Raw genomic sequence first — 22,723 nt, forward strand, 5'->3', positions numbered from 1 at the left:
TCGAGCTTACGCTGATGAGCGCGGTCCGCCTGATCCGCGAGGCGCTGCCGCATATGCGCAGCGCAGGGGGAGGGCGGATCGTCAGCATCAGCTCGGTCTCGATCAAGCAGCCCATCGCGGGGCTGATTCTCTCGAATGTGTTCCGCGCAGGCGTGAGCGCGCTGAACAAGAGCCTGGCTACGGAGCTTGCTCCGGAGGGCATCCTGATCAACAGTCTGGCCCCCGGACGGATCGGCACAGACCGGATACTCCAGCTTGACGGCAAGCGGGCGGACGCGCAGGGCATCACGCTTGCGCAGATTCAGGAGGAAGCCCTGAAGGCGATTCCGCTGGGAAGAACGGGCACGCCGGAGGAGTTCGGCAAGGCGGCGGTATTCCTCGGTTCTTTTGCCAATACTTATATTACCGGACAGTCCCTGCTGATCGACGGCGGAATGGTGAAATCGCTCTAGGACAGGCTCTTGACTCAGCGGCTCATTTCACTTATGATAGTATGGCGTGTAAAAATCGGAAGATTTACGCATCTCCCTTCGTCTAACCGGATTGTTCAAATAGACCAAGAGATGGCTTCAACATCTTTCATAAGTTGTATCAGTACGGAAAGGAGGTTACTACAATGAAACAAGGCATACACCCTAAGTTCAACCAGGTTATTTTCTTCGATGCTAGCGTAGGCTTCAAATTCCTGAGCTCATCCACGAAATCATCCGGTGAAACAATGGAATGGGAAGACGGCAACACTTACCCAGTGATCCGTGTAGACTCCAGCTCTGCATCCCACCCGTTCTACACAGGTAAACAAAGAGATACCGAAACTGGCGGCCGCGTTGACAAGTTCAAACAACGTCTCGCTCAGAAGAAATAATGGTATTGCTATAGAGGGTATTCCCGCATCCATGCAGATGGTGAAGGAGTATCCTCTTTGTTTTGTGTGCTTACTTTTGGCATAATGATTCATTTGTACGAAAGAGTAGGATATAATAAGGCAAAGTTATCTCGAAAATAGGAGAAATATGACATGCCGTGGATGCAGGGTTATCCGTTCTACTTGGTAATGGGCAGCGTTCTAAGTCTCTACATGGGCATCGGTTCTTACAAGCACCGCCATACACCAGGAAGATGCTATTTATGGATATTAATGCTGCTGGTCAGCATGATCTTCGCGGCTACGGCCGGAGAGATTCTGCCCGGTTCCTTCGAGGCTAAGTTATGGTGGAAGAATGTGCAGCAGGGCCCTCTTTTTTTGAGTGCGATCTTCACCTATGCGGTTATTAAAGAGTATGTGTCCCGCTCCTCTGAGGGTTTGTCCAAGAGGCTTATTTATTTTTGTATCCCCGTGGCAGTGGATGTACTGCTGATCTTCACCGACTCCTACCACCATCTGATGCGCAGTGAGGTCGGACTGGCTACGGTGGCGGGTGTTACCGGAATCGCCCTGAAGCCCACGGTACTCAGCATGATCTTCATTGCGTACGATCAGTTATTCGGACTGTATGCGGTGTATCTGCTGGCCATTTCCCTCCTCAACGGGCCTAAATATTATTTCCGCCATAATGCGCTGCTGTTATTCAGTCTGCTGGTTCCGGTCCTGTCGGTGTTCCTGCTTCCGCTGCTGCAGATTACGATTACAGGCTTCACGGCTTTCACCTACCTGCCGCCCATCGTGGCCGCCTACCTCACCTTGTTCCGCGATCCCAGATTGTCCTTATACCCGTTGGCTAAGAATAAAATCTTCGAGAATATGAAGGACGGCATCGTCCTGACGGACCGCTACGATTACATCATGGATGTGAATGAGGCTGCGGACGCCATGCTCTCCGAGCTGCTGGAGGAGAAGCCGGAGACCTGGATGGGCGCTAGCATTCAGCCGCTGCTTAGGCAGCACGGGCAGCTATCGGCCTGTTATGCGGAGCGGCGAGAGGGGCAGTTCGAAATCGAGCCTCCCGGCCGGAGCGGGTCCTGTTACGGGGTTGCACTCATTGCCATAGAGCAGGTCCGGGCGAAGGGTACGGGGATGCTGCTGGTCTTCAGTGATCTTAGCGAGAAGAAGAGGGTTGAGCGGGAGCTGCTGCATCAGGCCACGGTAGACGATCTGACAGGGCTGTACAACCGCAGACATTTCATGAGGCTGGTGCAGAATTATTCGGCGCAGATGGGTGCGGGAATGGCCTTGCTGTTGTTCGACATCGATGATTTCAAATTAATTAATGATACATACGGGCATATGGCCGGTGATCAGGCACTGGTGGATTTGTCGGGCAAGATTATGCAGGTATACCATAACCAAGGGATTGCCGGGCGCGTAGGCGGCGAAGAGTTCGCCGTCTGCTTCTTCGCCGGCAGCGAAGCTGAGGCCTTGGAGGAGGCGGAGAGCTTCCGCACCGCTATGAGTGAGCACATCGTTGAGCTGGACGGGGGGCATCACATCCAGCTTACGGTGAGCATCGGCATTGCTTTTACGGATCAAGCAGATGTGACCTTCGAGGACCTGTACCGCGAGGCGGACGAGGCGCTCTACCTGTCCAAGGCCACGGGGAAGAACCGGGTAACTTTGGGCCGCGAACCTCTGGTGCGTCAGGCGGCTAAGGGGTAGGGAGGCGGGAACCGAGGCGGATGCGCTCCTCCCCGAATCCGGTGCGAAGCGATAGGCGCGGCCTCAACCGGCCTTGTTCTGGCTAAAGACGCGTCAGCTTCAGGACCGCGCTGCTGCGGTCGTAATGCATCGCTACGCCTAGCTCGGAGCATAGCGCATCCAGCGGGATCATGACTTTCCCGTTCCGCAGCTCCGGCGGAGTTCCGGTAAGGAGAACCTTCCTTGCATTCACGGTCAGAATCATCGGCGGCTCGAATTGCTTCAGCTGCTGGATGGACAGCGCCGGGGTAAGTGTCCGGTTCCCTTCATTGATTCGTGGAGCGTTCAGCGTGGTTCTGGAGCTCAGGCCCAGCCCGATATTGAATTTCAGATGGATGCCGAGTGAATCGCAGATTTCCAGCAGCTTGTCGTTATAGGAGCCGTAAGGGAAAGCGATAGCCGAATCCGTATTGCCCAATTCTTCTTTCAGCCTGCGCTCTGCATGGGCCAGGTCCCCGGTTACTCTTCTGTAGTATTCTTCATTCAGTTCATTCCGGTTCTCATCATGAATGTACAGCAGGGAGCTCGCTGCCGGGCGGGTGCCGCCCTCTGCATCGACTACTCCATAATAATGCAGATTATACGTATGATTATAAAAGCCCATTCCGGCGCGCTTCATCTCCCGCATCTGCTCCCAGGTCAGCTTGGGCACCTGATGCTTATTAGTGTTGTCCACATCGGAGACAATGATGAAGTTCACTGCGGTGTAGCCGTACTTTTGCAGAATGGGAAAAGCCAGCTTATAAAAGCTCTCATAGCCGTCATCGAACGTCAATAGAACCGCATTATCGGGAACCGGTGCGCGGTCCAGCATGAATTCCCGGTACTGCTTCATCGTAATGACATGGAAGCCCTCCTGCTTCAGCAGCTGCATCTGTTCATCAAATTGTACGGCGGGTAATACGCCAGGATAGAGCATTAACGGGGTTTCCGTCAGATGGTGATACATGAGTACCGCCACATGATCCTTGTAGTACACACCCTTGGGGAGCGGAGCCTCCTTCTCCCAGCCGATGCGCGCATCCAGAATCCGTTCAGCGATATCTTTATCCACCATCAGCTTATGATCCGCTGTCAGTGCATAGGCATCTGTCGTGATTTTGGCTCCATCAAGGCCGGTAATATTCAGCTTGGTCATCCCTTTATGTCTGAAAGGCACAGGCAGGAAGACCACCACCAGTAGCAGCAGGATGAGGATATAACGTTTGTGCGGTTGGTGCAGGTTCAGTTTCAATGTCCGATTCTCCCCATCTCCCGAATATACAACAATAATAAACCTATAACGTCTGCCAAGACAAAAATGTGACAGGATCTTAACTAAGTGATGTGATTTTTGTTAGGTCTGTGGTGGTAATTAGAACTATAGTAATATCAATATATTAACAATTTGCCGATTAGCAGATACTGGGGGGCGGCTATGGAGGATTTCCGAGATCGGATGAGGGCTGTGCAGCAGCAGCAGGACGGGCTTTTGAAGGCATACCAGTCTTTGATAGAAGAATACGAGAGCAGTGATCTCGTCCGCGAGAATGAAGTGCTGAGGCAGGAAAATGGGGCAAACAGGCAGAGCCTGGCGGAGCTGAAGGCTCAGGCTGCGAGGCTGGAACGCGACAACTCGGAGCTGCGGACCGCGCTGGCCGAGCAGATTCTGGATGAGAAGCTGGGCATTCTGCGGGTCTCGCGGCAGAAGCTGCAGACTTATTTTGCCTCGCGGGACCATGCTTATCTCGACCGGCTGACATCCTTCGAGCAGGACGCCAAGCGGCGGATAGAGGAGATGTACAGTATCGGGACCCGCGAGCTGGGCCAGGAGAAGAACCAGATCACTTATATTCTGGATGAGGTGCAGGCGAAGCTGAAGGAGAGTATTCTGCTGCGCAGACAATGGCAGCGGGAGACAGAGCGTTCGCTCAGGGGGACGATGGACAGCGGTCTGGATGATTTGGCTGCGGAAGGGGTTGACGAGGAGACCCTGCTGCGCCGCCGCAAGCAGAACCGGATCGAAATGAAGATCGGCCTGAACTGGATCAACCGTCTGGGAATTCTGCTGCTGATCCTGGCGGTAGGGGCCGGGTTCAGATACACCTACTCCACCTGGTTCAATGATTATATGAAGGGCAGCGCCTTCTTCCTGCTGGGGGCAGTCATGCTGGCGGGCGGGGAGTGGCTGTTCCGCAAGGGGCGGGGGGCCTTCGCTCTGGGGCTGATTGGCGGCGGGGTGTCGGTGCTGTACGGCTCGATATTTTACAGTTATTTTCTGCTGGAGATTATCGGGTTATGGGCCGGGATCGGCCTGTCGGTGCTGGTCACGCTGTCCGCTGTGCTGCTGTCGCTGCGCTATGAGTCACGGACGATCTGTTCCATGGGGCTTGTAGGGGGCTATCTGCCGCTCTTCTCTTATATTGGAGCCTTCGGGCTGGAGGGCAGTGCGGTGTATGCGGCGATGGGGTATCTGTTCGTGCTGAACCTGCTGATTCTGCTGATCTCTCTGCGCAAGCGCTGGGTGGTGGTCAATTATATCAGCTTCCTGTTCAACACGCCGTCTATCCTGCTGCTGATTTATCTGGCGGATAGCTATGCTGCGGGCATTCTCTGCGCTGTGCTGACCTTCGTCATGTATCTGGGCATTACGCTCTGGTACCCGTTCAAGTTCAAGACGAAGCTTAACTGGCTGGACTTCTGCCTGCTGGGCTGTAACACGCTCGTTAGCTGCATGACGCTGTATGTTCTGTTCCTGAATGCCGGGCTGGATGACTTCAAAGGCGCGCTGGCGCTGGCCTTCTGCCTCATGTATCTGGGGCTTGGCGTGCTGCTGGAGAAGCAGATGCCGCAGGAACGCGAGAGCCGTCTGCTGTTCTATGTCACCTCACTGACCTTCGCCATTCTGATGATTCCGTTCCAGCTTGGGGCGGCCTGGTGGTCGATCGGCTGGCTGGTGGAAGGCGTGGCGCTTACGGTCTACGGACATCTGTACCGCTTCAAAATGGTGGAACGCGCAGGCTGGGGCATTCTTTCCCTCTGTCTGTTGACCTTCTTCGGATTCGACGTTCTGCTGCAGCTCTCGGAGTATAACGCAGTAATCTACTACACGAACTCCTATTTCGATCTGAAATATACGTTTATTACGGCGGGAATGATGATTGTAGCCTTATTGTATGCCGTCCGTTATTCGAATCAGGAGACGCTGCTCCGCAGCACGCCTGCGGAGGTGCGGGCTACCGTCTGGTTCAAATATGCGGCTATCGTCAATTTCTACGGGTATGTGGTGTATGAAGCCTTGCGCCTGTACGACTGGATGGTGCCGGAGGATCTGGCGCACAATGCCTTTTACAAGCTGCTGCTGGCAGGTCTGCTTACCTCTGGACTCGCTTATGCGCTGCCGAAGGTGAACGTTCTGTATGACAGGGTGGTCGGCATTATGGTCCTGGGGCTGCATGGGATCGCCTATGCGATCTGTATCGGCATTACGCTGGGTCTGCCCAGTCTCCCGGAAGGCTGGTCCGGCAGCACTGCCGCAGATCTTGTGGCGCTGGGTCTGCTTATTTTGTTCAATGTGTTCGTGTGGTTCAACAGTGCCAGGCTGCTGCGGACAACGCTGCTGCGCGATTACAAGAATATAGAGCTGTACCCGGTAGCTATGGGTATCTATCTGCTGGTTATGGTTACGGCGTTCCTGGCGGTGCAGATGCAGGTGCGTGATGGCGGACTGGCCTTCAGTCTGCTCTATCTGCTGCTGGCGGTGTTGTTCATTATGTATGGCTTCTGGAAAAGATATCTGTATATCCGCCGCTTCGGCCTGGCGCTGTCCCTGCTGGCAACCGGCAAGCTGCTGCTCTATGACTTGACCCTGCTGAACACCGGCAGCAAGATCATCGCGTACTTCAGCTTCGGACTCTGCCTGCTGGGGATATCCTACCTCTATCAGCGGATAACAGTCAGAATGGAGGAAGCTTATGCGCTTGCTGAGCAAGACAGGCCGGAGAGCTAGAGCAGCTGTGCTGCTCGCTGTATTGGGCGGACTCATACTGGGTCCCGGCGCTTCTCCGGCGCACAGTGCGGCAGCGGCATCCGGCGGAGCGGAGAAGACGGGCGGCGGGCAATGGAAGCTCTCGCGTGAAATCTCCGTCCCGGAGGCGGCTCCGTACTATGAATTGTATCTGGATGAAGCGGTGTACCGCTCGGCAGCAGAGGACTTGCGCGATCTGCGCATACAGGACAGCACCGGCGCTCCGGTTCCCTATTATATGGAGAGTGGAGCGGAGACGGTGGAGGAGCATAGTGCTGTCTACTCCTCAGCCCTGACCCACAAGGCAGTGAAAGGGACAGATACCCTGCTGGATTATCAGATTAAGCCGCTTGCCGAGCATGTCGATATTCAGGGGAACCGACTGGTGTTCGAATTGCCCGCGGATTCCTTCCTGAAGCATGTGGAGGTGTGGGGCGGCTATGACGGGCAGGCCTGGGAGCTGCTCGGCACAGGGGATCTGTATGCCACAAACGGGTTAAGTGCGGACAGCATTACGCTGGAGCGCAGCTACAAGTTCGGCTATTACCGGCTTGTGGTGAAGAACAACCCGGAAGGGCTGGAGTTCCCCGGCCTGACGCTGGTGGACAGCAGCAGGGAGTGGAGCACGGCTGCATTCATGCGGCAGAAGACGCCGCAGACAGAGATTAAGCAGGTGGAGAACCGTACCGAGATCATGATCAGCAACACGGACCGGCTGAAGATTGGGAAGGTGATGCTCGGCAGCACCGGGAATTTCCTGCGGCGCTATGAACTGTATGACAGTGCCGGGATCAAGCTCCCGGTCACCGGGAGCGGGGAGCTGTACCGGCTGGACTTCAAGGATACCCGGATCTCCCGGACGGAGATTCAGCCGGTGGTGCCAGCCGCTTCTGATTCCCTGCGGGTGGTCATCTATAATCTGGACGATGCCCCCATCTCCATCACGGACCTTAAGATCGAATATCTGGTGGACCGGCTTGTATTCGCGGGCGGGGAGAAGACGCCTTATTCCTTGCTCTATGGCAACACGCTGGCAACCGCTCCGCAGTATGATATTATTAATTTCAAAGACCGGATCAGCGGGGAAAAGCTTGTGCAGGCCGCGCTGGGTGCAGAGACACCTGTACCGGTAACGGCAGGAGATCCGCCCGGCACAAGCTGGTGGCTTCAGGGACGCTGGGGCTTCAATGCCATTATTATTGCGGTCTCGCTGCTGCTTATTCTCATCGTTGCCCGCAAGCTGGGCCGGACGAAAGAGTAGATGCGACACGAACCCACAGAAAGAAGGATTACTGCATGACCCTGATCATCGTTTGCGCAGTACTGCTCGTGCTTGTTGCGGCTGCCTATCTTCTAATGACGGTCTATCCGGCGTTCGGGCGGAGGGCCGGGAAGCAGGAGAAGACCCGTAACCTCCGTTCCGCTCAATACAGCAAAGGCAAATTCGCTTATCCGCAGACTGCAGACCTGAGCGGGGAGAAGGCCAGAAGCAGCGGACTCTCTATTCTGCGAGACTTCATTAAGGGCAACCCCCGCTCCAGACCCCCTGAGCCTCTTCAGCCGCAGCCGCTATTGCCGTCATCCATTGGAGAGGGCCGCGACACCCGGGTTACCTGGTTCGGGCATTCGGCGGTGCTGCTGGAGATGGATGGCGTGACCCTGTTCCTGGACCCTATGCTGGGCCGTGCACCGTCGCCGTTCCCGTTCATTGGCGGCCGCCGCTACAGCAAGCAGCTTCCGCTGGAGGTCTCCCTTCTGCCGCAGATGGATGCGGTTCTGCTCTCCCATGATCATTATGATCATCTGGACTATGGAACCATCCGCCAGCTGAAGGATAAGGTGGGATTGTTCATTGTACCGCTGGGTGTCGGCACTCATCTGCGCCGCTGGGGGGTGGCCGCAGAGAAGATCCGTGAGCAGGACTGGGGCGATACACTCACCTACGCGGGGATCGCCTTCACCTGCGCTCCGGCGCGGCATTTCTCCGGGCGGAGTCTGCTGGACCGCAACACCACGCTGTGGTGCTCCTGGATTATTCAAGGGGAGAAGTCCAAGGTCTTCTTCAGCGGGGACAGCGGGTATGGTCCACATTTTGCTGAGATCGGACGTACGCATGGACCCTTCGACCTCACGCTGATGGAATGCGGCCAATATGATCCGCGCTGGGCGGATATCCATATGCTGCCGGAACAGACTGTAGAAGCGCACATTGATGTGCAGGGAGGTCTGCTGATCCCCATTCATTGGGGCGCATTCACCCTGTCGATGCATGACTGGACCGATCCGGTGGAGCGTATCTCGGCTGCTGCGGCGCTGAGAGGGGTACGGCTGGTGACACCAAGAATCGGGGAGACTGTAATTGCAGGGTCTGCCGGGTATCCGGTTCTTCCGTGGTGGAGATAGGGCTGCACGCCTGAAGGGGACCTGTGGTACAATCAGGGTTCATACATGCCAAGGAGCTGACGAACGAAGATGAGTAATGAAGTGAATGAGCAGGAACTGGTGGAGGTATTATCTGCACAGACGAAGGTGGCCCCGGAGGTCATCCGGCTGGTGCTGAAGCATGAGCAGGCGTTCATCAATAAGGCTAAGGCCAACGCCAAAGGCGAGATTGATATCGATAATGATGATCTGGTCGACTATGTGACTGCGCAGCGCGATGTGAAGCTGGACGAGTTAACGGTGGAGACCCTTCTGGACGCAGAAATGGATTACCTGATGGACAAGGGACTGGCCGGATATATCGACTGAATCCTATTGCCGGCGGCGCATGGCTGATCCCAAGAAGCCGTGCGCCCGGCAAGTTTTCTCTAAAATTTAAAATTTATTTTGTGTGATTGGCAAGAAACCTTTGCATTTGGAAAATTAGTGTGCTACAATGAAGTCAATCATAAATTTAACGCCTTAATTCACATATTGTAAAAGGTTATCAATTTGTGTTTTGAATCCTTTTCCAATGTGTGAATTTTTATTTGTTCGTACAATACGTAGGAATAAAAGGACATGTGTTAAATAAACTTTGGAGGTAATATCATGCAAACAGGTACAGTAAAATGGTTCAACGCAGACAAAGGTTTCGGTTTTATCGAGGTTGAAGGCGGAAGCGACGTATTCGTACACTTCTCCGCAATCACTGGCGACGGCTTCAAATCTTTGGACGAAGGCCAACGCGTTGAGTTCAACGTAACTCAAGGCGCTCGTGGTCCACAGGCTGAGAACGTTGTAAAACTGTAATATCACAAATAAGCTACCCTTAACATCCGTTGAGGGTAGTTTTTTTTATAACCGGGTAAGAGAGAACAAGCATCCGTTCTGCCACAACAGTCCATAGGACGCACTAACCAAGCTATTAGGAGGGGTACTTATGTATTTTCGTAAAAAAGCGCTGGTAGATCTCCCGCAGGAAGAAACGGCCGTCTGGTTCTGCACCAAGGAAGAATGCACCGGGTGGATACGCGACAACTTTGCCTTTCAACATGTGCCTACCTGCTGGCAATGCAATTCGCCAATGACCCGAAGCATGAAGATGCTGCCTACGCTCGTTAATAAGAATTTGGACGCGAAGGCCATTAAGAAGAGTGTTACTATTCATTAGGCTGCCGCTCTCTAATCGGATCATACAGAATTAGAGAATAGCAACCCATAATACAGCAGTTCGTTCCTTGCCCGCAATGGGCTATTTTTTTTGTTTCTTTTCTGCGTGCCGGGTGATCATCGGGGTTGACAATACTGGTAAATACAGGGATGATGTAGCTATGAGAAAATACTTTTTGCTTCTGACGTTCCTTGTGATTGCCTTGAATGCAGCGGGGATTTTTTATCATAAGCCTATGCTGAACATCATCGCAATCGGTATGATTATAATATTGATTCCGCTGGATATTTATCTGGAGCCGACCCGCCGCAAAGTCATGAGTTACTGCATCGGCGCAGTATTGCTGGCACTGCTGTGGGTGGCCCTGCATTTCGAATGGATCACTCCGTTAATGTTCATCTAAGTAGTCTTCTGAGTAAGCCCTTAGGGCAGCTCCTTGAACCGGGAGAGCTGTGCTAAAAGGGCTCTTTGTTGTTGGTAGATGCTCGGGAATTCAAGGCTGTCTCTTGCCTGCGGACAATGATTTCTCTTGACAAAACTCCCGGGGTTTGGAGAATAGAGTTGGAAACGCTGCCAACGAAAGAGGGAATTCTGATGCTTCAGAGGTTCAGAGAGCTCAACACACTGCGCAATCAGATATTCATTGGTTTTTTGCTGGTGATGCTCATTATTATTCTGGTTTCCGGGGCATTTGTGTATGACCGTGTCTCTATTCTGCTCAAAAATAATGCCGAGCGGCATATCCAGCAGACGGCGGTTCAGGCCAACGGGCGGCTGGACGCGCTGACCGGCCAGATCGACGGCCTGATGGAGCAGGTGGCCAATCATCCTACCGTTCAACAGCTGCTGCTGGAGGAGCTGGAGGGCAATGAGGTGTCCTTCAATCAGCGCCAGTCGCTGCTGCAGATTATCTCCAGCTATCAGGCCTACATGCCGAGTGTAGGCTCGCTGGAGCTATATACCGCCGATTACAGGCTGCTGTTCCCGATTAAGGAAGGCAGCCTGGAGAGCAGAATTAACGAGCTGCATATCAGTGAGGCTAATGCCGAGAAGGGGCGGCTGGTCTGGATTGGCGTTGACCCGCATGATGACCAGAGCCTGCTGGCGATTCGCCAGGTCAGCCTGATGGATCGCTGGTTCTCGCGGGGGGGCTACCTGATGGCCCGCATCCAGCGCAGCTACTTCCAGCTCGACGATCCATTCTCCGGCAGTGACAGCGGGGAGTCTGTACTGCTCGTGAATGATGAAGGCCAGCTCCTCGGCAGCAGCGGAACGCCGCAGGAGGATCTGCTGCCGCTGCTGGAGAGCGGGGATCAGACGGTGAACTTCAGGGGCAAGGAGTATGTGCAGGTCAAGCTGCGCTCAGACAAGACGTCCTGGACGCTGCTGGTACTGACGCCTGTCAGCTATGTCACCAAGGGATTGTCCGTGCTGCGGACGGTACTGCTGCTGTCGGGCGGGATTGGAACGCTGCTGTTCCTGATTATGTCCTTCCTGTTGTCTACGATGATTACCCGGCCGATCATTCACCTGATCCGGGCGATGCGCAAATCCCGCATGGGGGTGCTGACCCCCAATTCGCAAAAGGTATCAACCATAGAGCTGCGGGAGCTGAATAATACCTACAACGGTATGGTGGCTAATATTAATGATTTGATCAGGGTGGTCTATGAGAAGGAGGTCCTGCAGAGCCGGACCGAGCTGAAGGCCTTGCAGGCGCAGATCAATCCCCATTTCCTGTTCAATACGCTGGAGGCCTTCAACTGGTCGCTGGAGGAGAAGGGGGAGGAGGAGCTGGCCGGATTAGTCGTGATTATGTCCAGGCTGTTCCGCTATATTATTGGCAGCCCTCATAACAAGGATGAATGGGTGACGCTGAGTGAAGAGGTGGAGCAGATCAGGCGGTATCTGCGAATTATGGAGATGCGGATGGGAGAACGCCTGTCCTGGGACATCAGGCTGGACCCGCATGAGGCTGCTGTGCCCGTGCCCAAGCTGCTGATTCAGCCGATTGTCGAGAATGCGATTCTCCATGGCGTGGAGAGTCGCATCGGCAACGGCATTATTGAAGTGGTAATCACCCCGTCCTCCCGCAAGGGGTGGACCGCGGTGAAGGTGTCCGACAATGGCCCTGGCATGAATGAGAGCACGCTGCTGGCGCTGCGCCATGCACTGGATGGCGGGCCGCCGGTCTCTGCCAAGGGCGGCGGCGTGGGGCTGGTGAATGTGCAGCGGCGGCTGAAGCTGTACTACGCGGAAGCAGGCATGAACACGGAAGGCCTGATCGTGGAGAGCGAGGTATCCGTAGGGACCATAATAAGGTTTGAAATTCCAAGTACTGGAGGGTATACCTATGAGCCTGGGCAACAGGACGATTCTAATCGTAGATGATGAACCAAGAACGCGTCAGGGGATCAAGCAGACACTGGAACTATGGGCGGCAGGCCGGTATATCGTGGAGACCTGTGACAATGGGGTGGAAGCGCGCGAGCGGCTGCGGCATGAGCGCGTTCATCTGCTGATTACAGATGTGCGTATGCCTGAGGTAAGCGGGCTGGATCTGATCCATTCGCTGCAGGATTCTCCCCGGAAGCCGGTGATCATTGTCATCTCCGGCTATGCGGAATTCGATTATGTGCAGCAGGCGATGCGGCTGGGAGCGGTCAATTATCTGCTGAAGCCGCTGGACAAGTCCGAGCTGCTGACAGTGGTCGAGGATGCGCTGAAGCGGGAAGAGGAGCAGCAGCGCCACGTGAAGCTGGAGAAGCTGGTGGATCACAAGCTGCTGGAGATTGACCCGGAGCAGGCCGGGATGGGGCAGCCGGTTAAGGAGGCGATTGCCTATGTGGAGCAGCATCTGCACGAACAGCTGACGATGGCTGAGGTAGCGGGATTGATTCACCTGAATGCCAGCTATTTCAGCGTGCTGTTTAAGGAGCAGGCCGGGGTCTCCTTCACTGAATATCTGTCCCGTCTGCGGATTCAGCGGGCGAAGGAGTTACTTCTCCAGACTGCGCTGCCGGTCGGGGAGATCGGAGAGCGTGTGGGGTATCGCACGGATAAATATTTCATCAAGGTATTCAAGTCCTTGGAGGCCATAAGCCCGAGCCGTTACCGGCAACAGATGAAGGGCGGGACGCAGGAAATCCAATAAAAGTGGTATTTTAGCCAATAAGTGTGCCCTTATCTGCCTCAGGTTACGATGCTAGAATTTTATTGATAGCGATTACATGGATGATAGCGGCCTTTTGCAATGTGAGATTGGGAGGCAATGGCAATGCGAAGGAACCACATAACCAAGGGTCTGCTCCTGGCGTGCGTCTGGGTGCTTGTTCTGGCAGGCTGTAGCTCTGCGGGAGACAATAATAGTGCGCTGGCAGCTAACGGTGCCTCTTCCCCCAAAATAACCATTCATATGATGCACATCTGGCCCGCCGGACTCTCCGCGCAGCAGTATAAGCTGGTCAGCCAGATTATCGCAGAATATGAGAAGGAGCATCCGGGTATCATTATCAGGCAGGATGTGCTGGAGAATGAGCAGTATAAAAGCAAGCTCAAGGTGCTCTCCGCCTCCAATGACCTTCCCGATGTGGGTATAACCTGGGCGGCCGGCTTCATGGAGCCTTATGTAAGAGGGGGATTATTCGCTCCGCTGGATGACATCCTGAACGGCGGGCAGCTTAAGGATAAGTTCGTGAAGAGCACTACGGAGTCTTATGTTGTCGATAACAAGACCTATGCGCTGCCTCTGGAGATGAACATCTCGCCGATCTTTTATAATAAAGAGATCTTCGCCCAATATAATCTTCAAGTGCCTTCAACGTATGAGGAATTCAAGGCCGTTGTGAGAGCGCTCTCCAGTCATGGTGTGCCTCCGGTGGGGCTGGGCAATAAGGACCGCTGGACAGGCTCGCTGTGGTATATGTATCTGGCGGACCGCATTGCCGGAAGTGAGACGCTCAAGCGGGCAACGAAGGGGATGGGCTATTTCGATGATCCCGGACTGGTGGAGGCTGCGGCGGAAGTACAGAACCTCGTTGATATGAATGCCTTTAACAACGGTTTCAACGGCTTGTCGTATGATGAGGGCAAATCGGAATTCATGGAAGAAAAGGCAGCCATGTACCTGACCGGTACCTGGGAGCTGCCCAATTTCACGACCAACCCGGAGATTCCGCAGGCCTTCAAGGACAAGGTCGGCTTCTTCAAATTCCCTACGGTGGAAGGCGGGAAGGGGAATTCGGGCGACTGGGTAGGCGGTCCGGGTGTCGGGCTGTTCGTAGCGGAATCGTCAAGGGTGAAGGAGGAGGCCAAGGCTTTTGTCGAATACTTCGTTTTCAAATGGGGCGAGGCTTCGGTAACGAGTGCGGGGGTGATTCCGGCGACCAAGGTCGATACCACGAATGAGGAGCTGCCGCAGCTGTATGTGGATCTGCTGAATGAACTGAACAATGCCAGCAGTATTACCCTGTTCGCGGATGTGCAGATGAAGCCGCATGCTGCCCAGGTCCATCTGGATATGATCCAGGCGCTGTTCGGCAAAGCGGTCACGCCGGAGCAGTTCGCAGCCAGACATAAGGTTGCAGTAGCCAAAGGGAACTGAGCACGGGACAAGCTTACGACAAAGGGATGCTAATCAGCCGTATTTTCCGGTGGCTGATTAGCATCCCTTATTTGTGCGGAGAGCTGCCGCAGAATTAGTGCGCCGGGGCTACCGGAGCTGCCCCCGGCGGTTCTGGCGGTTCGTGCTGGATCAGGCCATGCTTCTCCCAGGCTCTGCTTTTCCAGCGGAAGTACATAATGACGGCCCGCACCCATTCGTCGAACGCAGTAGCCAGCCATACCCCGGCCAGACCGAGGTCAAGTGTGAACACCAGGAAGTACCCCAGCGGCAGACTCATACACACCATGGAGATCAGGCCCATGTAGACCGGGAACTTGGCATCGCCCGATGCGCGGAGCGAGTTGATAATGACCAGATTGCAGGTTCGTCCGGTCTCCAGGAAGAAGCTGAGCAGGATGACCTGGGCACCCATGGCGATAATTAGCTCATTATCTGTGAACAGGCCCAGCAGCGGCTTCCGGAACAGAATGACGATCAGATCCATGATGACCGTGACCAGCAGTGCCCATTTCACACTGGTGAATACCCGTGAGTAAGCCTCTTGCGTCCGTTTTGCGCCTACAAGGTGCCCGACAATAATCGAGGTCCCCATCGCCACTGCTACGCTGAACAGGAAGATGTAGTTGGAGATATTGACTGCATACTGGCGGGTAGCCATGGCCTCGGCCCCCAAATAGGTGATGTACAGGGTGAAGACGAGCTGGCAGCACTGGTACATTACCGATTCGAAGGCGGATGGAATACCGATTTTGAGAATCTGCAGCACGTATTTCCTGGAGAGGTGAATGTAATAGCTCCATTTCACGCGTACCTCCATAATCCGGTAGAGCAGCAGGAAGAAGATCAGCAGAGCGATCGAACGGCTGATTACGGTTGAAATGGCCGCACCCTCTACACCAAGCGCAGGCAATCCGAAATGCCCGAAGATCAGCAGATAGTTACCGCCGACATGGATGACGTTCATCAGCAGCGATACCGCCATTGTCTGCTTGGTGAAGCCGTGGGTGCGGATGGTGGCGGCCAGCGCGTTGATTAGTGCCTGCAGGAAGATGGCACCTCCGACAATGTTGATATACGAGCGGGCATAATCGAGAATGTCACCCTTCACGTTCAGCGCCTGCAATAGATGGCTTCCCAGCAGCAGCATGACCGTACTCAGGATAATCCCTACCGCAAGATTCAGGGTAACCGCATTGCCGATGACTCTGGCGGCTTCCTTAGGCTGCTTGGAGCCGAGGTATTGCGACACGACGATCGCCGCGCCGTTCCCGATGACACTGAGCGCCAGAATGGCTATGGCAATAATCTGATTGGCCGCTCCGACACCGGAGACTGCATCATCGGACACGGAGCTGATCATGAAGGTATCCATACTGCCCATGAGCATGAACAGGAACAGCTCCAGGAAGATCGGCCAGGTCAACTTCATTAAATTGAATGTTTTGGGCTTGCTTGTTTCCATCATACACCTTCTTAATTAGGATTCCTTACGGCTGTGAATATTTGAATCAAATGTATGGTAGCACAGCTTTTGTGAAAATGCAGTAGGATTTCAGACATGTTACCTAAAAATCCCCCGGTTTCGCCCAATAGTATCCTCCAGGTAACTACATCACGAAAAAGTGCCTACTTCCCTTTTCGGCAGTATATCCCTAAACTGAGAAACAGTACTTACTAATAGTTTATCGATGAGGAGACCTTACCCCTATGAAATTACAGTTAGCGCTCGATCTGGTGGATATTTCTGGTGCCAAGGCGGTTGTTGCGGAAGTTGCCGAATATATAGATATCGTTGAGATTGGAACACCGGTGGTAATTAATGAGGGGCTGCACGCGGTAAAAGCGATCAAGGACGCTTTTCCGGCACTTACCGTGCTGGCCGATCTCAAAATCATGGATGCGGGCGGATACGAGGTTATGAAGGCAGTGGAAGCAGGCGCGGGCATCGTGACTGTGCTGGGCGTGTCCGATGATTCGACGATCCGCGGTGCGGTGGAGGAAGCGAAGAAGACAGGCGCTGAGATCCTGGTCGATCTGATCAATGTAAAGGATCTCAAGGCCAGAGCCGCTGAAGTGGATGCGCTGGGTGTGGATTATGTCTGCGTGCATTCCGGCTATGACCATCAGGCCGAAGGCAAGAATTCCTTCGCGGACCTAAGAGATATTAAGAGCGTGGTTACCCGGGCTAAAACTGCAATCGCTGGCGGTATTAAGCTAAGTACGCTGCCTGAAGTGATTGCTGCGCAGCCTGATCTGGTAATCGTGGGCGGGGGCATTACGGGCGAAGCAGACATGAAGGCGGCTGCGGCTGAGATGAAGCGCCTTGTAAGTCAGGCTTAAGCAGCCATGGACACGCAGCATTACGCACAGGAAATTGTGAAGGAGCTGGAAGGCTCCGTCTCCGGGCTGAATGCGGGAGAGGGCGAGGCGCTGACGGAGCTGCTGCTGCGCGCAGGTCAGATCTTCGTGGCCGGTGCCGGGCGTTCCGGCCTGATGGGCCGGGCCTTCGCCATGCGGCTGATGCAGGCTGGACGGACAGCTTATGTGGTCGGAGAGACGGTAACGCCGGGCATCGGCCCCGGCGATGTGCTTGTACTGGGTTCCGGCTCAGGCGAGACGAAGGGACTGGTCTCCATGGCTGAGAAAGCCAAGGTAATCGGCGCGGCTGTAGTCCTGGTAACCATCCAGCCGGACTCGACGCTTGGACGTCTCGCAGATTATACAGTCAAGCTGCCTGGCGCTCCCAAGGAACGGCCGGACGGCGGCTATACTACGCTGCAGCCGATGGCCTCCTTGTTTGAACAGACGCTGCTTGTATTCTATGATGCAGTCATTCTGCGGATCATGGAGCAGACGGGGCAGACCTCCGGCCGGATGTTCGGCAAGCATGCCAATTTGGAATAGCATGCGATTTGGAATAGAATAGAGCTTGGAATATAATGAAGCTATCACACGGATGCTTTCCTTGACGGGAGGGCATCCTTTGCTGCCTATGTGCGGCCCATGATGGATTTGTAATATGATTATAGCCGGAAGGGGGCTGAATATTGGCGACTGAAATTAAAGACCGTATCAACCTGAAGGAGATCAACTGCGAGAAGGAACTCACACTCGCTGTGATCGGCGGCAAGTGGAAGCTGATTATACTGTGGCACCTGGGTCTGGAAGGAACCAAGCGGTTCAGCGAATTGAAGAAGCTGATCCCCCATATCACCCAGAAAATGCTGACCAACCAGCTCCGAGAGCTGGAGGAGGATCAGCTGGTATTCAGGCAGGTATATGCGGAGGTTCCTCCGCGGGTAGAGTACTCCCTGACAGAGTATGGACATACGCTGATGCCTGTACTTCGCATGATGTATGATTGGGGCAAGAATTACGGGGAAAAGGTCATCTGGAAAGATGCACCTCCCTGTGATAAATAGCATCTGAAAACAAAGGAATTAAATTTGTATTGTGCAAAATTAAGTTGTATACTAACATTTATGAAGATTTATATAAATGGAGGCTGGTAGGTATGCTGAAGACAGAATATAGTCCGCTGCTGGAGACGTTCGAATTCAAGAACGGGATTGAACTGAAGAACCGTGTGGTTATGGCGCCGATGACTAATTTCTCCTCCAATGAGGATGGAACCGTCTCCCGGCCCGAGCTGGATTATTATATCCGCCGTTCGGGCGGGGCGGGGATGGTCATTACCGCGTGTGTCTATGTCTCACGTGGCGGGAAGGGCTTCGCGGGCGAATTCGGAGCTGACCATGACGGGCTGATTCCAAGCCTGCGTGAGCTGGCGAAGGCCATCAAGGGCGAAGGAGCGAAGGCCGTGCTCCAGATCTTCCATGGCGGACGCCAATGCCCGCCTGAGCAGCTGGTTGACGGACAGCCTGTCAGTGCAAGCGATGTGCCGGCTGAGCTGCCTGGCGGCGGACAGGGTAAGGCTCCGCGCCCGCTGACAGACGAAGAGATTACCGGAATTATCGCTGATTTTGGAGAAGCGACACGCAGGGCAATTGAGGCCGGCTTCGATGGCGTTGAGATTCACGGTGCGAACGGGTACTTGCTGCAGCAGTTCTTCTCGCCGCATTCCAACAGACGCGAAGACCGCTGGGGCGGAGATCTGCAGAAGCGGCTCGCCTTCCCGCTGGCCGTTCTGCGCAGTGTCAAGGCTGCGGTGAAGCAGCATGCACAAGGTGCATTCCTTGTAGGCTACCGCTTCTCGCCTGAAGAACCGGAGACGCCGGGGATTACGATGGCTGAGACCTTTGCCTTAATCGATGCGCTGACAGCAGAGGGGCTGGATTACCTGCATGCGTCCCTCATGGAGCTGTGGTCGCTGCCGCACCGGGGAACGGAGGACACCCGCCCGCGCATTGAGCAGATCGTAGACCGGGCAGGAGGCAAGGCTCCGGTAATTGGCGTAGGCTCGCTCTACTCTGCCGCCGATGCCCTGAAGAGTCTGGACAGCGGGATCAGCCTAGTGGCCCTGGGCCGTCCGCTTCTGATTGAACCGGATTGGGTACAGAAGCTGGCCGGGGGCCGTGCCGATCAGATTAAGACTGAGCTTGATCCGAACGCCCAGGCGGAGCTTGTGATTCCGGACCCGCTCTGGAGAGCACTGATCCATACACCGGGCTGGCTGCCGGTTAAGAAATAAAGCAACAGACGGATGACGTCTGAACCCATAGCATGTTAAGAACCCCGTGCGCCCTTTGTTCCAGGGCGGCACGGGGTTTTTGCTGTTTTTAATATAATCTTATTTACGCTTTGTGTTCCGCCAGACGGGCTATCTCAACGATAACCTGTACAGCCTGCAGCATGACGTCTACAGAGGCGTATTCAAATTTGCCGTGGAAATTCTCGCCCCCGGTGAAAATATTCGGTGTAGGCAGCCCCATATAAGAGAGCTGTGAGCCGTCAGTCCCTCCGCGGATTGGACGGATAACCGGTGTGATTCCGAGGCCCTCCATCGCTTCCCGGGCGATATCGACGATATGCCGGACGGGCTCGATTTTCTCGCGCATATTATAGTATTGGTCATTCATCTCCAGCACGATGTTGTCCGCCCCGTACGTAGATTTGAATTCCTCCACAATTGCGGCAATATTCGATTTGCGGTGCTCGAACTGCTCACGGTCGAAGTCACGGATAATATAATGCAGCTTGCTGTGCTCGGCACTGCCTTGCATAGAGATCAGGTGGTAGAACCCCTCATAGCCGTCTGTGAATTCAGGGGCTTCACCGGCGGGCAGTCGGAGATGGAAGGCCATGGCGATTTTGGACGAATGGATCATCTTGCCCTTGGCTGTACCGGGATGAACATTGACTCCGTGGAAGCTGATTTTGGCGGCTGCGGCATTGAAGCTCTCATATTCCAGCTCCCCGAGCGGGCCTCCGTCCACGGTGTAGGCATAGGAAGCGCCGAAGGCGGCAACGTCGAACTTATGCGGGCCGCGTCCGATTTCTTCATCGGGGGTAAAAGCGACCCGGATCTTGCCATGCTTAATCTCCGGATGCGCCAGCAGATGGGCCATAGCCGTCATGATCTCAGCGATACCCGCCTTGTTGTCCGCCCCCAGCAGGGTGGTGCCGTCAGTCGTAATCAGGGTATGCCCCTTGTAACCGGTCAGCTCCGGGAAGCTCTTCGTGGACATGATAATATTCTGGGCTTCATTCAGCACCAGATCCTGCCCGTCATAGTTCTCTACAATCTGCGGCTTCACATTCGTGCCGGTGAAATCCGTAGCGGTATCCAGATGGGCCAGGAAGCCGATCACCGGAACCTCTTTATCCGTGTTGGCGGGCAGGGAGGCCATGACATAGGCATGCTCGTCCACCGTAATCTCCGTCAGTCCGAGCTCCTGCAGCTCCTCTGCCAGCTTATGCGCCAGTACCATTTGGCCTGGAGTGGACGGGCAGGTCTCGCTGTCCTCGCTGGATTGGGTATCCATTTCAGCATACGATACAAAACGTCTAATTAACTCTTCCTTCAATGCGGGTCATCTCCTCTTCAGCTTCGTATGTCTATATTATCACGATCCGGCCCGGGTCTCATACTTTAGGCGGATGGTGTGAAGTGAAAGGGGACGGCGGGCTGGGAGGAGACGGGAAAGCGGGTTAGGGCTGCTGCCCCCGAGGCTGGCTGGAGACGAGCTTGGCCGAGAGCAGGTAGCGGTCGGGCGCTGAGCCTACATAAGAGAACGGGTAACAGGTAATCAAGGTGAGTATGGGGTCTCTGCTGGGCTTAATCGCTCCCCGTGTATCTCCATCAACAATCCGGCTGCCGGTCACTTCATAGGTAAAAGTTCCATCCGCTGTCGCAAGCTCAAGCCGGTCTCCGGTCTCCAGCTCACCGAGGCTGCGGAAGACGGTATCGCGGTGTCCGGCCAGCACGCTGTTCCCGGAGGTACCCGGGGCAGCGCTTGCTTCATCGTGTCCGGCACCCTGCTTAAGCTCCGCCCGTCCGGTTCCCTCCAGAATGGCAACCCGCTTCTTAAGCTTCGGAAAATAGATCTCTCCAATTACCTCGCCTGCTATATAAGCAGGTGTGTCGCCTGCCGGTGCTTCCGCGCTGCTGAGCATACCTTCAGGCAGCGGCATTTCTTCTTCGGGACTTACGGGAAGCTGAGCTTCCTCCCTCTTTTTGTCCCAGATTCTCAGGGCTTCGCGGGCTTCGGCGGGCGCTTTGAGGATCTGGAAGGCGGAATACACCATAACGCACACAGAGAGCAGGAAGATCAGCTTCACGGCTAAGATAAACCCGCTGCGCATCTTCATGCTCTCTCCTCCTTACAAATACGTATAGTTACTTCTTCTGGCCCAGCCTGCGGAGCACAAGTACGCTGATCATGGCGACAACGAGGCTGGCGGCAATCAGATTGTACCAAGGACTGGCCGTGTCTGGCAGCCTGCCGTCTTCCTCTGGTCCGCCCAGCGGAAGCGCGTCACCGGTGAGGTTGACCTCCTCCCCTGGTGAAGGAGCTGGCGTGCTGCCAAGTGCAGCGGCTCCGGAATCCGGCGTCGCAGACGGGCGGTTGCCGCCGTCTTCTTCCCCTCCGCCCAGCGGAACAGGATCTTCACTTACAGTTACTCCACCCGCAGGCGGTGTTGCCGACGCTGCTGGTGATGGCGATGGTGTACTGCCAGGAGAGAATGTACCGGCTGTTGAATCCGTAGGGACGGTTGTTGCTGCCGGTGTACTGCCGGGACTGCCCGTAGTGTCCGGTGTTGACGCAGGTGAAGGTGTGGCTGAAGCTGCCGGTTCGGTCGTCGGTTGCGGTGTGGAGGTTGGCCCGGCTGTAGGCGCAGGCTCCGCTGTGGCTGTGAATTCAAAGGCCACACTTACCTTCTTCTCCTGGAACTCGTTGCCTGCCTCCGGCGGGAACAACACCTTCATTTCGATTGCTTCCGCTGCGCCTCCGTCAAGGGAGCCGATGGTCACCACGCCCGGGGCCTCGCTCATTACCCCTGAATAGAGGATTACTCCCTCTTTTTGCAGGGTCATTTGCAGGATATTGTACAGATCTGCGTCCCCGGAGCGGAACTGGAAGGCAACTGAATAATCGAACGGATCTTTTCCGTCATTGATAATCGTATAATCCGAAGCCATCGTATCTCCCGGCTGCATGTTGTTCATGGTTGCCGTACTGGTCGTATGCGAGTTCACAGTGAGCTTGATCGTATCCTCAGCGCTGACCCCTCCGGCATGCCAGATTACACCTGCCAGAACGGCCAGAATATACGCGCCTATTATGGATCTATGTCTCTTCTTCACTCTCTAAGCCCCTTTCTTTGCAGACCTTCAGGAGCCTCCAGCCACAATCCGCCCCGGTTCGCGCATTTGAATCATAGTTTGTCGAATAAAGTAGTTTC

22 protein-coding genes are annotated in these 22,723 nt (G+C 54.8%); 17 read left to right on the forward strand and 5 right to left on the reverse strand.

Annotated elements, in window-relative coordinates; all coding sequences use genetic code 11:
- The 3 genes from ACFSX3_RS09420 to ACFSX3_RS09430 form a co-directional block, all read left to right on the forward strand.
- Positions 1-452, forward strand: a 452-nt coding sequence (locus ACFSX3_RS09420; RefSeq protein ID WP_379312820.1) for an SDR family oxidoreductase, incomplete at its 5' end; no start/stop codon positions are given.
- Between the two features lie 164 nt (positions 453-616).
- Entirely contained in the window at positions 617-865 is a 249-nt protein-coding gene (locus tag ACFSX3_RS09425) for a type B 50S ribosomal protein L31 (RefSeq protein ID WP_209986617.1), read from the forward strand.
- Positions 866-1,018: 153 nt separating this feature from the next.
- A complete protein-coding gene (locus ACFSX3_RS09430; protein WP_209986614.1) occupies positions 1,019-2,593 on the forward strand; it encodes a sensor domain-containing diguanylate cyclase in 1,575 nt (524 codons plus the stop codon).
- 82 nt (positions 2,594-2,675) lie between these two features.
- Here the strand turns inward: ACFSX3_RS09430 and ACFSX3_RS09435 are convergent, their stop codons facing one another.
- Positions 2,676-3,866 carry a polysaccharide deacetylase family protein gene (locus ACFSX3_RS09435; RefSeq protein ID WP_209986612.1) on the reverse strand — a complete coding sequence of 397 codons (1,191 nt, stop codon included), beginning with the start codon at positions 3,864-3,866 and terminating at the stop codon, positions 2,676-2,678.
- Between the two features lie 183 nt (positions 3,867-4,049).
- Between ACFSX3_RS09435 and ACFSX3_RS09440 the strand changes: the two genes are divergently transcribed.
- The 10 genes from ACFSX3_RS09440 (at position 4,050) to ACFSX3_RS09485 (ending at position 14,836) form a co-directional block, all read left to right on the forward strand.
- Positions 4,050-6,620: a DUF2339 domain-containing protein gene (locus tag ACFSX3_RS09440; protein ID WP_209986610.1), complete on the forward strand. Its 2,571-nt coding sequence runs from the start codon at positions 4,050-4,052 to the stop codon at positions 6,618-6,620.
- Complete coding sequence (locus tag ACFSX3_RS09445; RefSeq protein WP_209986606.1) at positions 6,586-7,899, forward strand: DUF3999 family protein; 1,314 nt, start codon at positions 6,586-6,588, stop codon at positions 7,897-7,899. Before ACFSX3_RS09440 ends, ACFSX3_RS09445 begins: the two co-directional genes overlap by 35 nt.
- A gap of 35 nt (positions 7,900-7,934) precedes the next feature.
- A complete protein-coding gene (locus ACFSX3_RS09450; RefSeq protein WP_209986604.1) occupies positions 7,935-9,041 on the forward strand; it encodes an MBL fold metallo-hydrolase in 1,107 nt (368 codons plus the stop codon).
- A gap of 69 nt (positions 9,042-9,110) precedes the next feature.
- Complete coding sequence (locus ACFSX3_RS09455; RefSeq protein ID WP_209986602.1) at positions 9,111-9,389, forward strand: hypothetical protein; 279 nt, start codon at positions 9,111-9,113, stop codon at positions 9,387-9,389.
- 282 nt (positions 9,390-9,671) lie between these two features.
- Positions 9,672-9,872, forward strand: a complete 201-nt coding sequence (locus ACFSX3_RS09460; protein ID WP_019914790.1) for a cold-shock protein — start codon at positions 9,672-9,674, stop codon at positions 9,870-9,872.
- Positions 9,873-10,002: 130 nt separating this feature from the next.
- The gene (locus ACFSX3_RS09465) at positions 10,003-10,233 is read left to right on the forward strand and encodes a cold-shock protein (RefSeq protein WP_209986599.1); all 231 of its coding nucleotides are present in this window, start codon (positions 10,003-10,005) and stop codon (positions 10,231-10,233) included.
- Positions 10,234-10,393: 160 nt separating this feature from the next.
- Entirely contained in the window at positions 10,394-10,636 is a 243-nt protein-coding gene (locus ACFSX3_RS09470; protein WP_209986596.1) for a hypothetical protein, read from the forward strand.
- A 191-nt stretch (positions 10,637-10,827) separates the two neighbouring features.
- Positions 10,828-12,624 carry a cache domain-containing sensor histidine kinase gene (locus ACFSX3_RS09475; RefSeq protein WP_209986592.1) on the forward strand — a complete coding sequence of 599 codons (1,797 nt, stop codon included), beginning with the start codon at positions 10,828-10,830 and terminating at the stop codon, positions 12,622-12,624.
- Complete coding sequence (locus tag ACFSX3_RS09480) at positions 12,587-13,387, forward strand: response regulator transcription factor (protein WP_209986590.1); 801 nt, start codon at positions 12,587-12,589, stop codon at positions 13,385-13,387. The genes ACFSX3_RS09475 and ACFSX3_RS09480 overlap by 38 nt, the downstream gene beginning before the upstream one ends.
- Before the next feature lie 123 nt (positions 13,388-13,510).
- The gene (locus ACFSX3_RS09485) at positions 13,511-14,836 is read left to right on the forward strand and encodes an extracellular solute-binding protein (RefSeq protein ID WP_209986587.1); all 1,326 of its coding nucleotides are present in this window, start codon (positions 13,511-13,513) and stop codon (positions 14,834-14,836) included.
- Between the two features lie 94 nt (positions 14,837-14,930).
- Here ACFSX3_RS09485 and ACFSX3_RS09490 read toward each other — a convergent pair whose 3' ends face one another.
- Positions 14,931-16,319 carry an MATE family efflux transporter gene (locus ACFSX3_RS09490; RefSeq protein WP_209987478.1) on the reverse strand — a complete coding sequence of 463 codons (1,389 nt, stop codon included), beginning with the start codon at positions 16,317-16,319 and terminating at the stop codon, positions 14,931-14,933.
- A 245-nt stretch (positions 16,320-16,564) separates the two neighbouring features.
- On the opposite strand from ACFSX3_RS09490, the gene hxlA reads away from it, so the two are divergent.
- From hxlA to ACFSX3_RS09510, 4 genes are all read left to right on the forward strand, one after another.
- Entirely contained in the window at positions 16,565-17,197 is a 633-nt protein-coding gene (gene hxlA, locus ACFSX3_RS09495) for a 3-hexulose-6-phosphate synthase (RefSeq protein WP_209986584.1), read from the forward strand.
- Positions 17,198-17,203: 6 nt separating this feature from the next.
- Positions 17,204-17,761 carry a 6-phospho-3-hexuloisomerase gene (gene hxlB, locus ACFSX3_RS09500; protein ID WP_209986580.1) on the forward strand — a complete coding sequence of 186 codons (558 nt, stop codon included), beginning with the start codon at positions 17,204-17,206 and terminating at the stop codon, positions 17,759-17,761.
- A gap of 143 nt (positions 17,762-17,904) precedes the next feature.
- The gene (locus tag ACFSX3_RS09505; protein WP_209986577.1) at positions 17,905-18,279 is read left to right on the forward strand and encodes a winged helix-turn-helix transcriptional regulator; all 375 of its coding nucleotides are present in this window, start codon (positions 17,905-17,907) and stop codon (positions 18,277-18,279) included.
- A gap of 92 nt (positions 18,280-18,371) precedes the next feature.
- On the forward strand, positions 18,372-19,508 hold the full coding sequence (locus ACFSX3_RS09510; RefSeq protein WP_209986573.1) for an NADH-dependent flavin oxidoreductase: 1,137 nt from the start codon (positions 18,372-18,374) through the stop codon (positions 19,506-19,508).
- A 103-nt stretch (positions 19,509-19,611) separates the two neighbouring features.
- On the opposite strand, the gene pepT is transcribed toward ACFSX3_RS09510, so the two are convergent.
- From pepT to ACFSX3_RS09525, 3 genes are all read right to left on the reverse strand, one after another.
- Positions 19,612-20,844 (reverse strand): peptidase T, encoded by a 1,233-nt coding sequence (pepT, locus tag ACFSX3_RS09515; protein WP_209986570.1) that lies wholly within the window; start codon positions 20,842-20,844, stop codon positions 19,612-19,614.
- Positions 20,845-20,968: 124 nt separating this feature from the next.
- Positions 20,969-21,628, reverse strand: a complete 660-nt coding sequence (locus ACFSX3_RS09520; RefSeq protein ID WP_209986567.1) for a sortase — start codon at positions 21,626-21,628, stop codon at positions 20,969-20,971.
- A 28-nt stretch (positions 21,629-21,656) separates the two neighbouring features.
- On the reverse strand, positions 21,657-22,625 hold the full coding sequence (locus tag ACFSX3_RS09525) for a hypothetical protein (protein WP_209986564.1): 969 nt from the start codon (positions 22,623-22,625) through the stop codon (positions 21,657-21,659).
- Positions 22,626-22,723: the final 98 nt, after the last annotated feature.

The sequence above is a fragment of the Paenibacillus rhizoplanae genome (genome assembly GCF_042684125.1).
In the GTDB taxonomy this organism is placed as follows: domain Bacteria; phylum Bacillota; class Bacilli; order Paenibacillales; family Paenibacillaceae; genus Paenibacillus_AQ; species Paenibacillus_AQ rhizoplanae.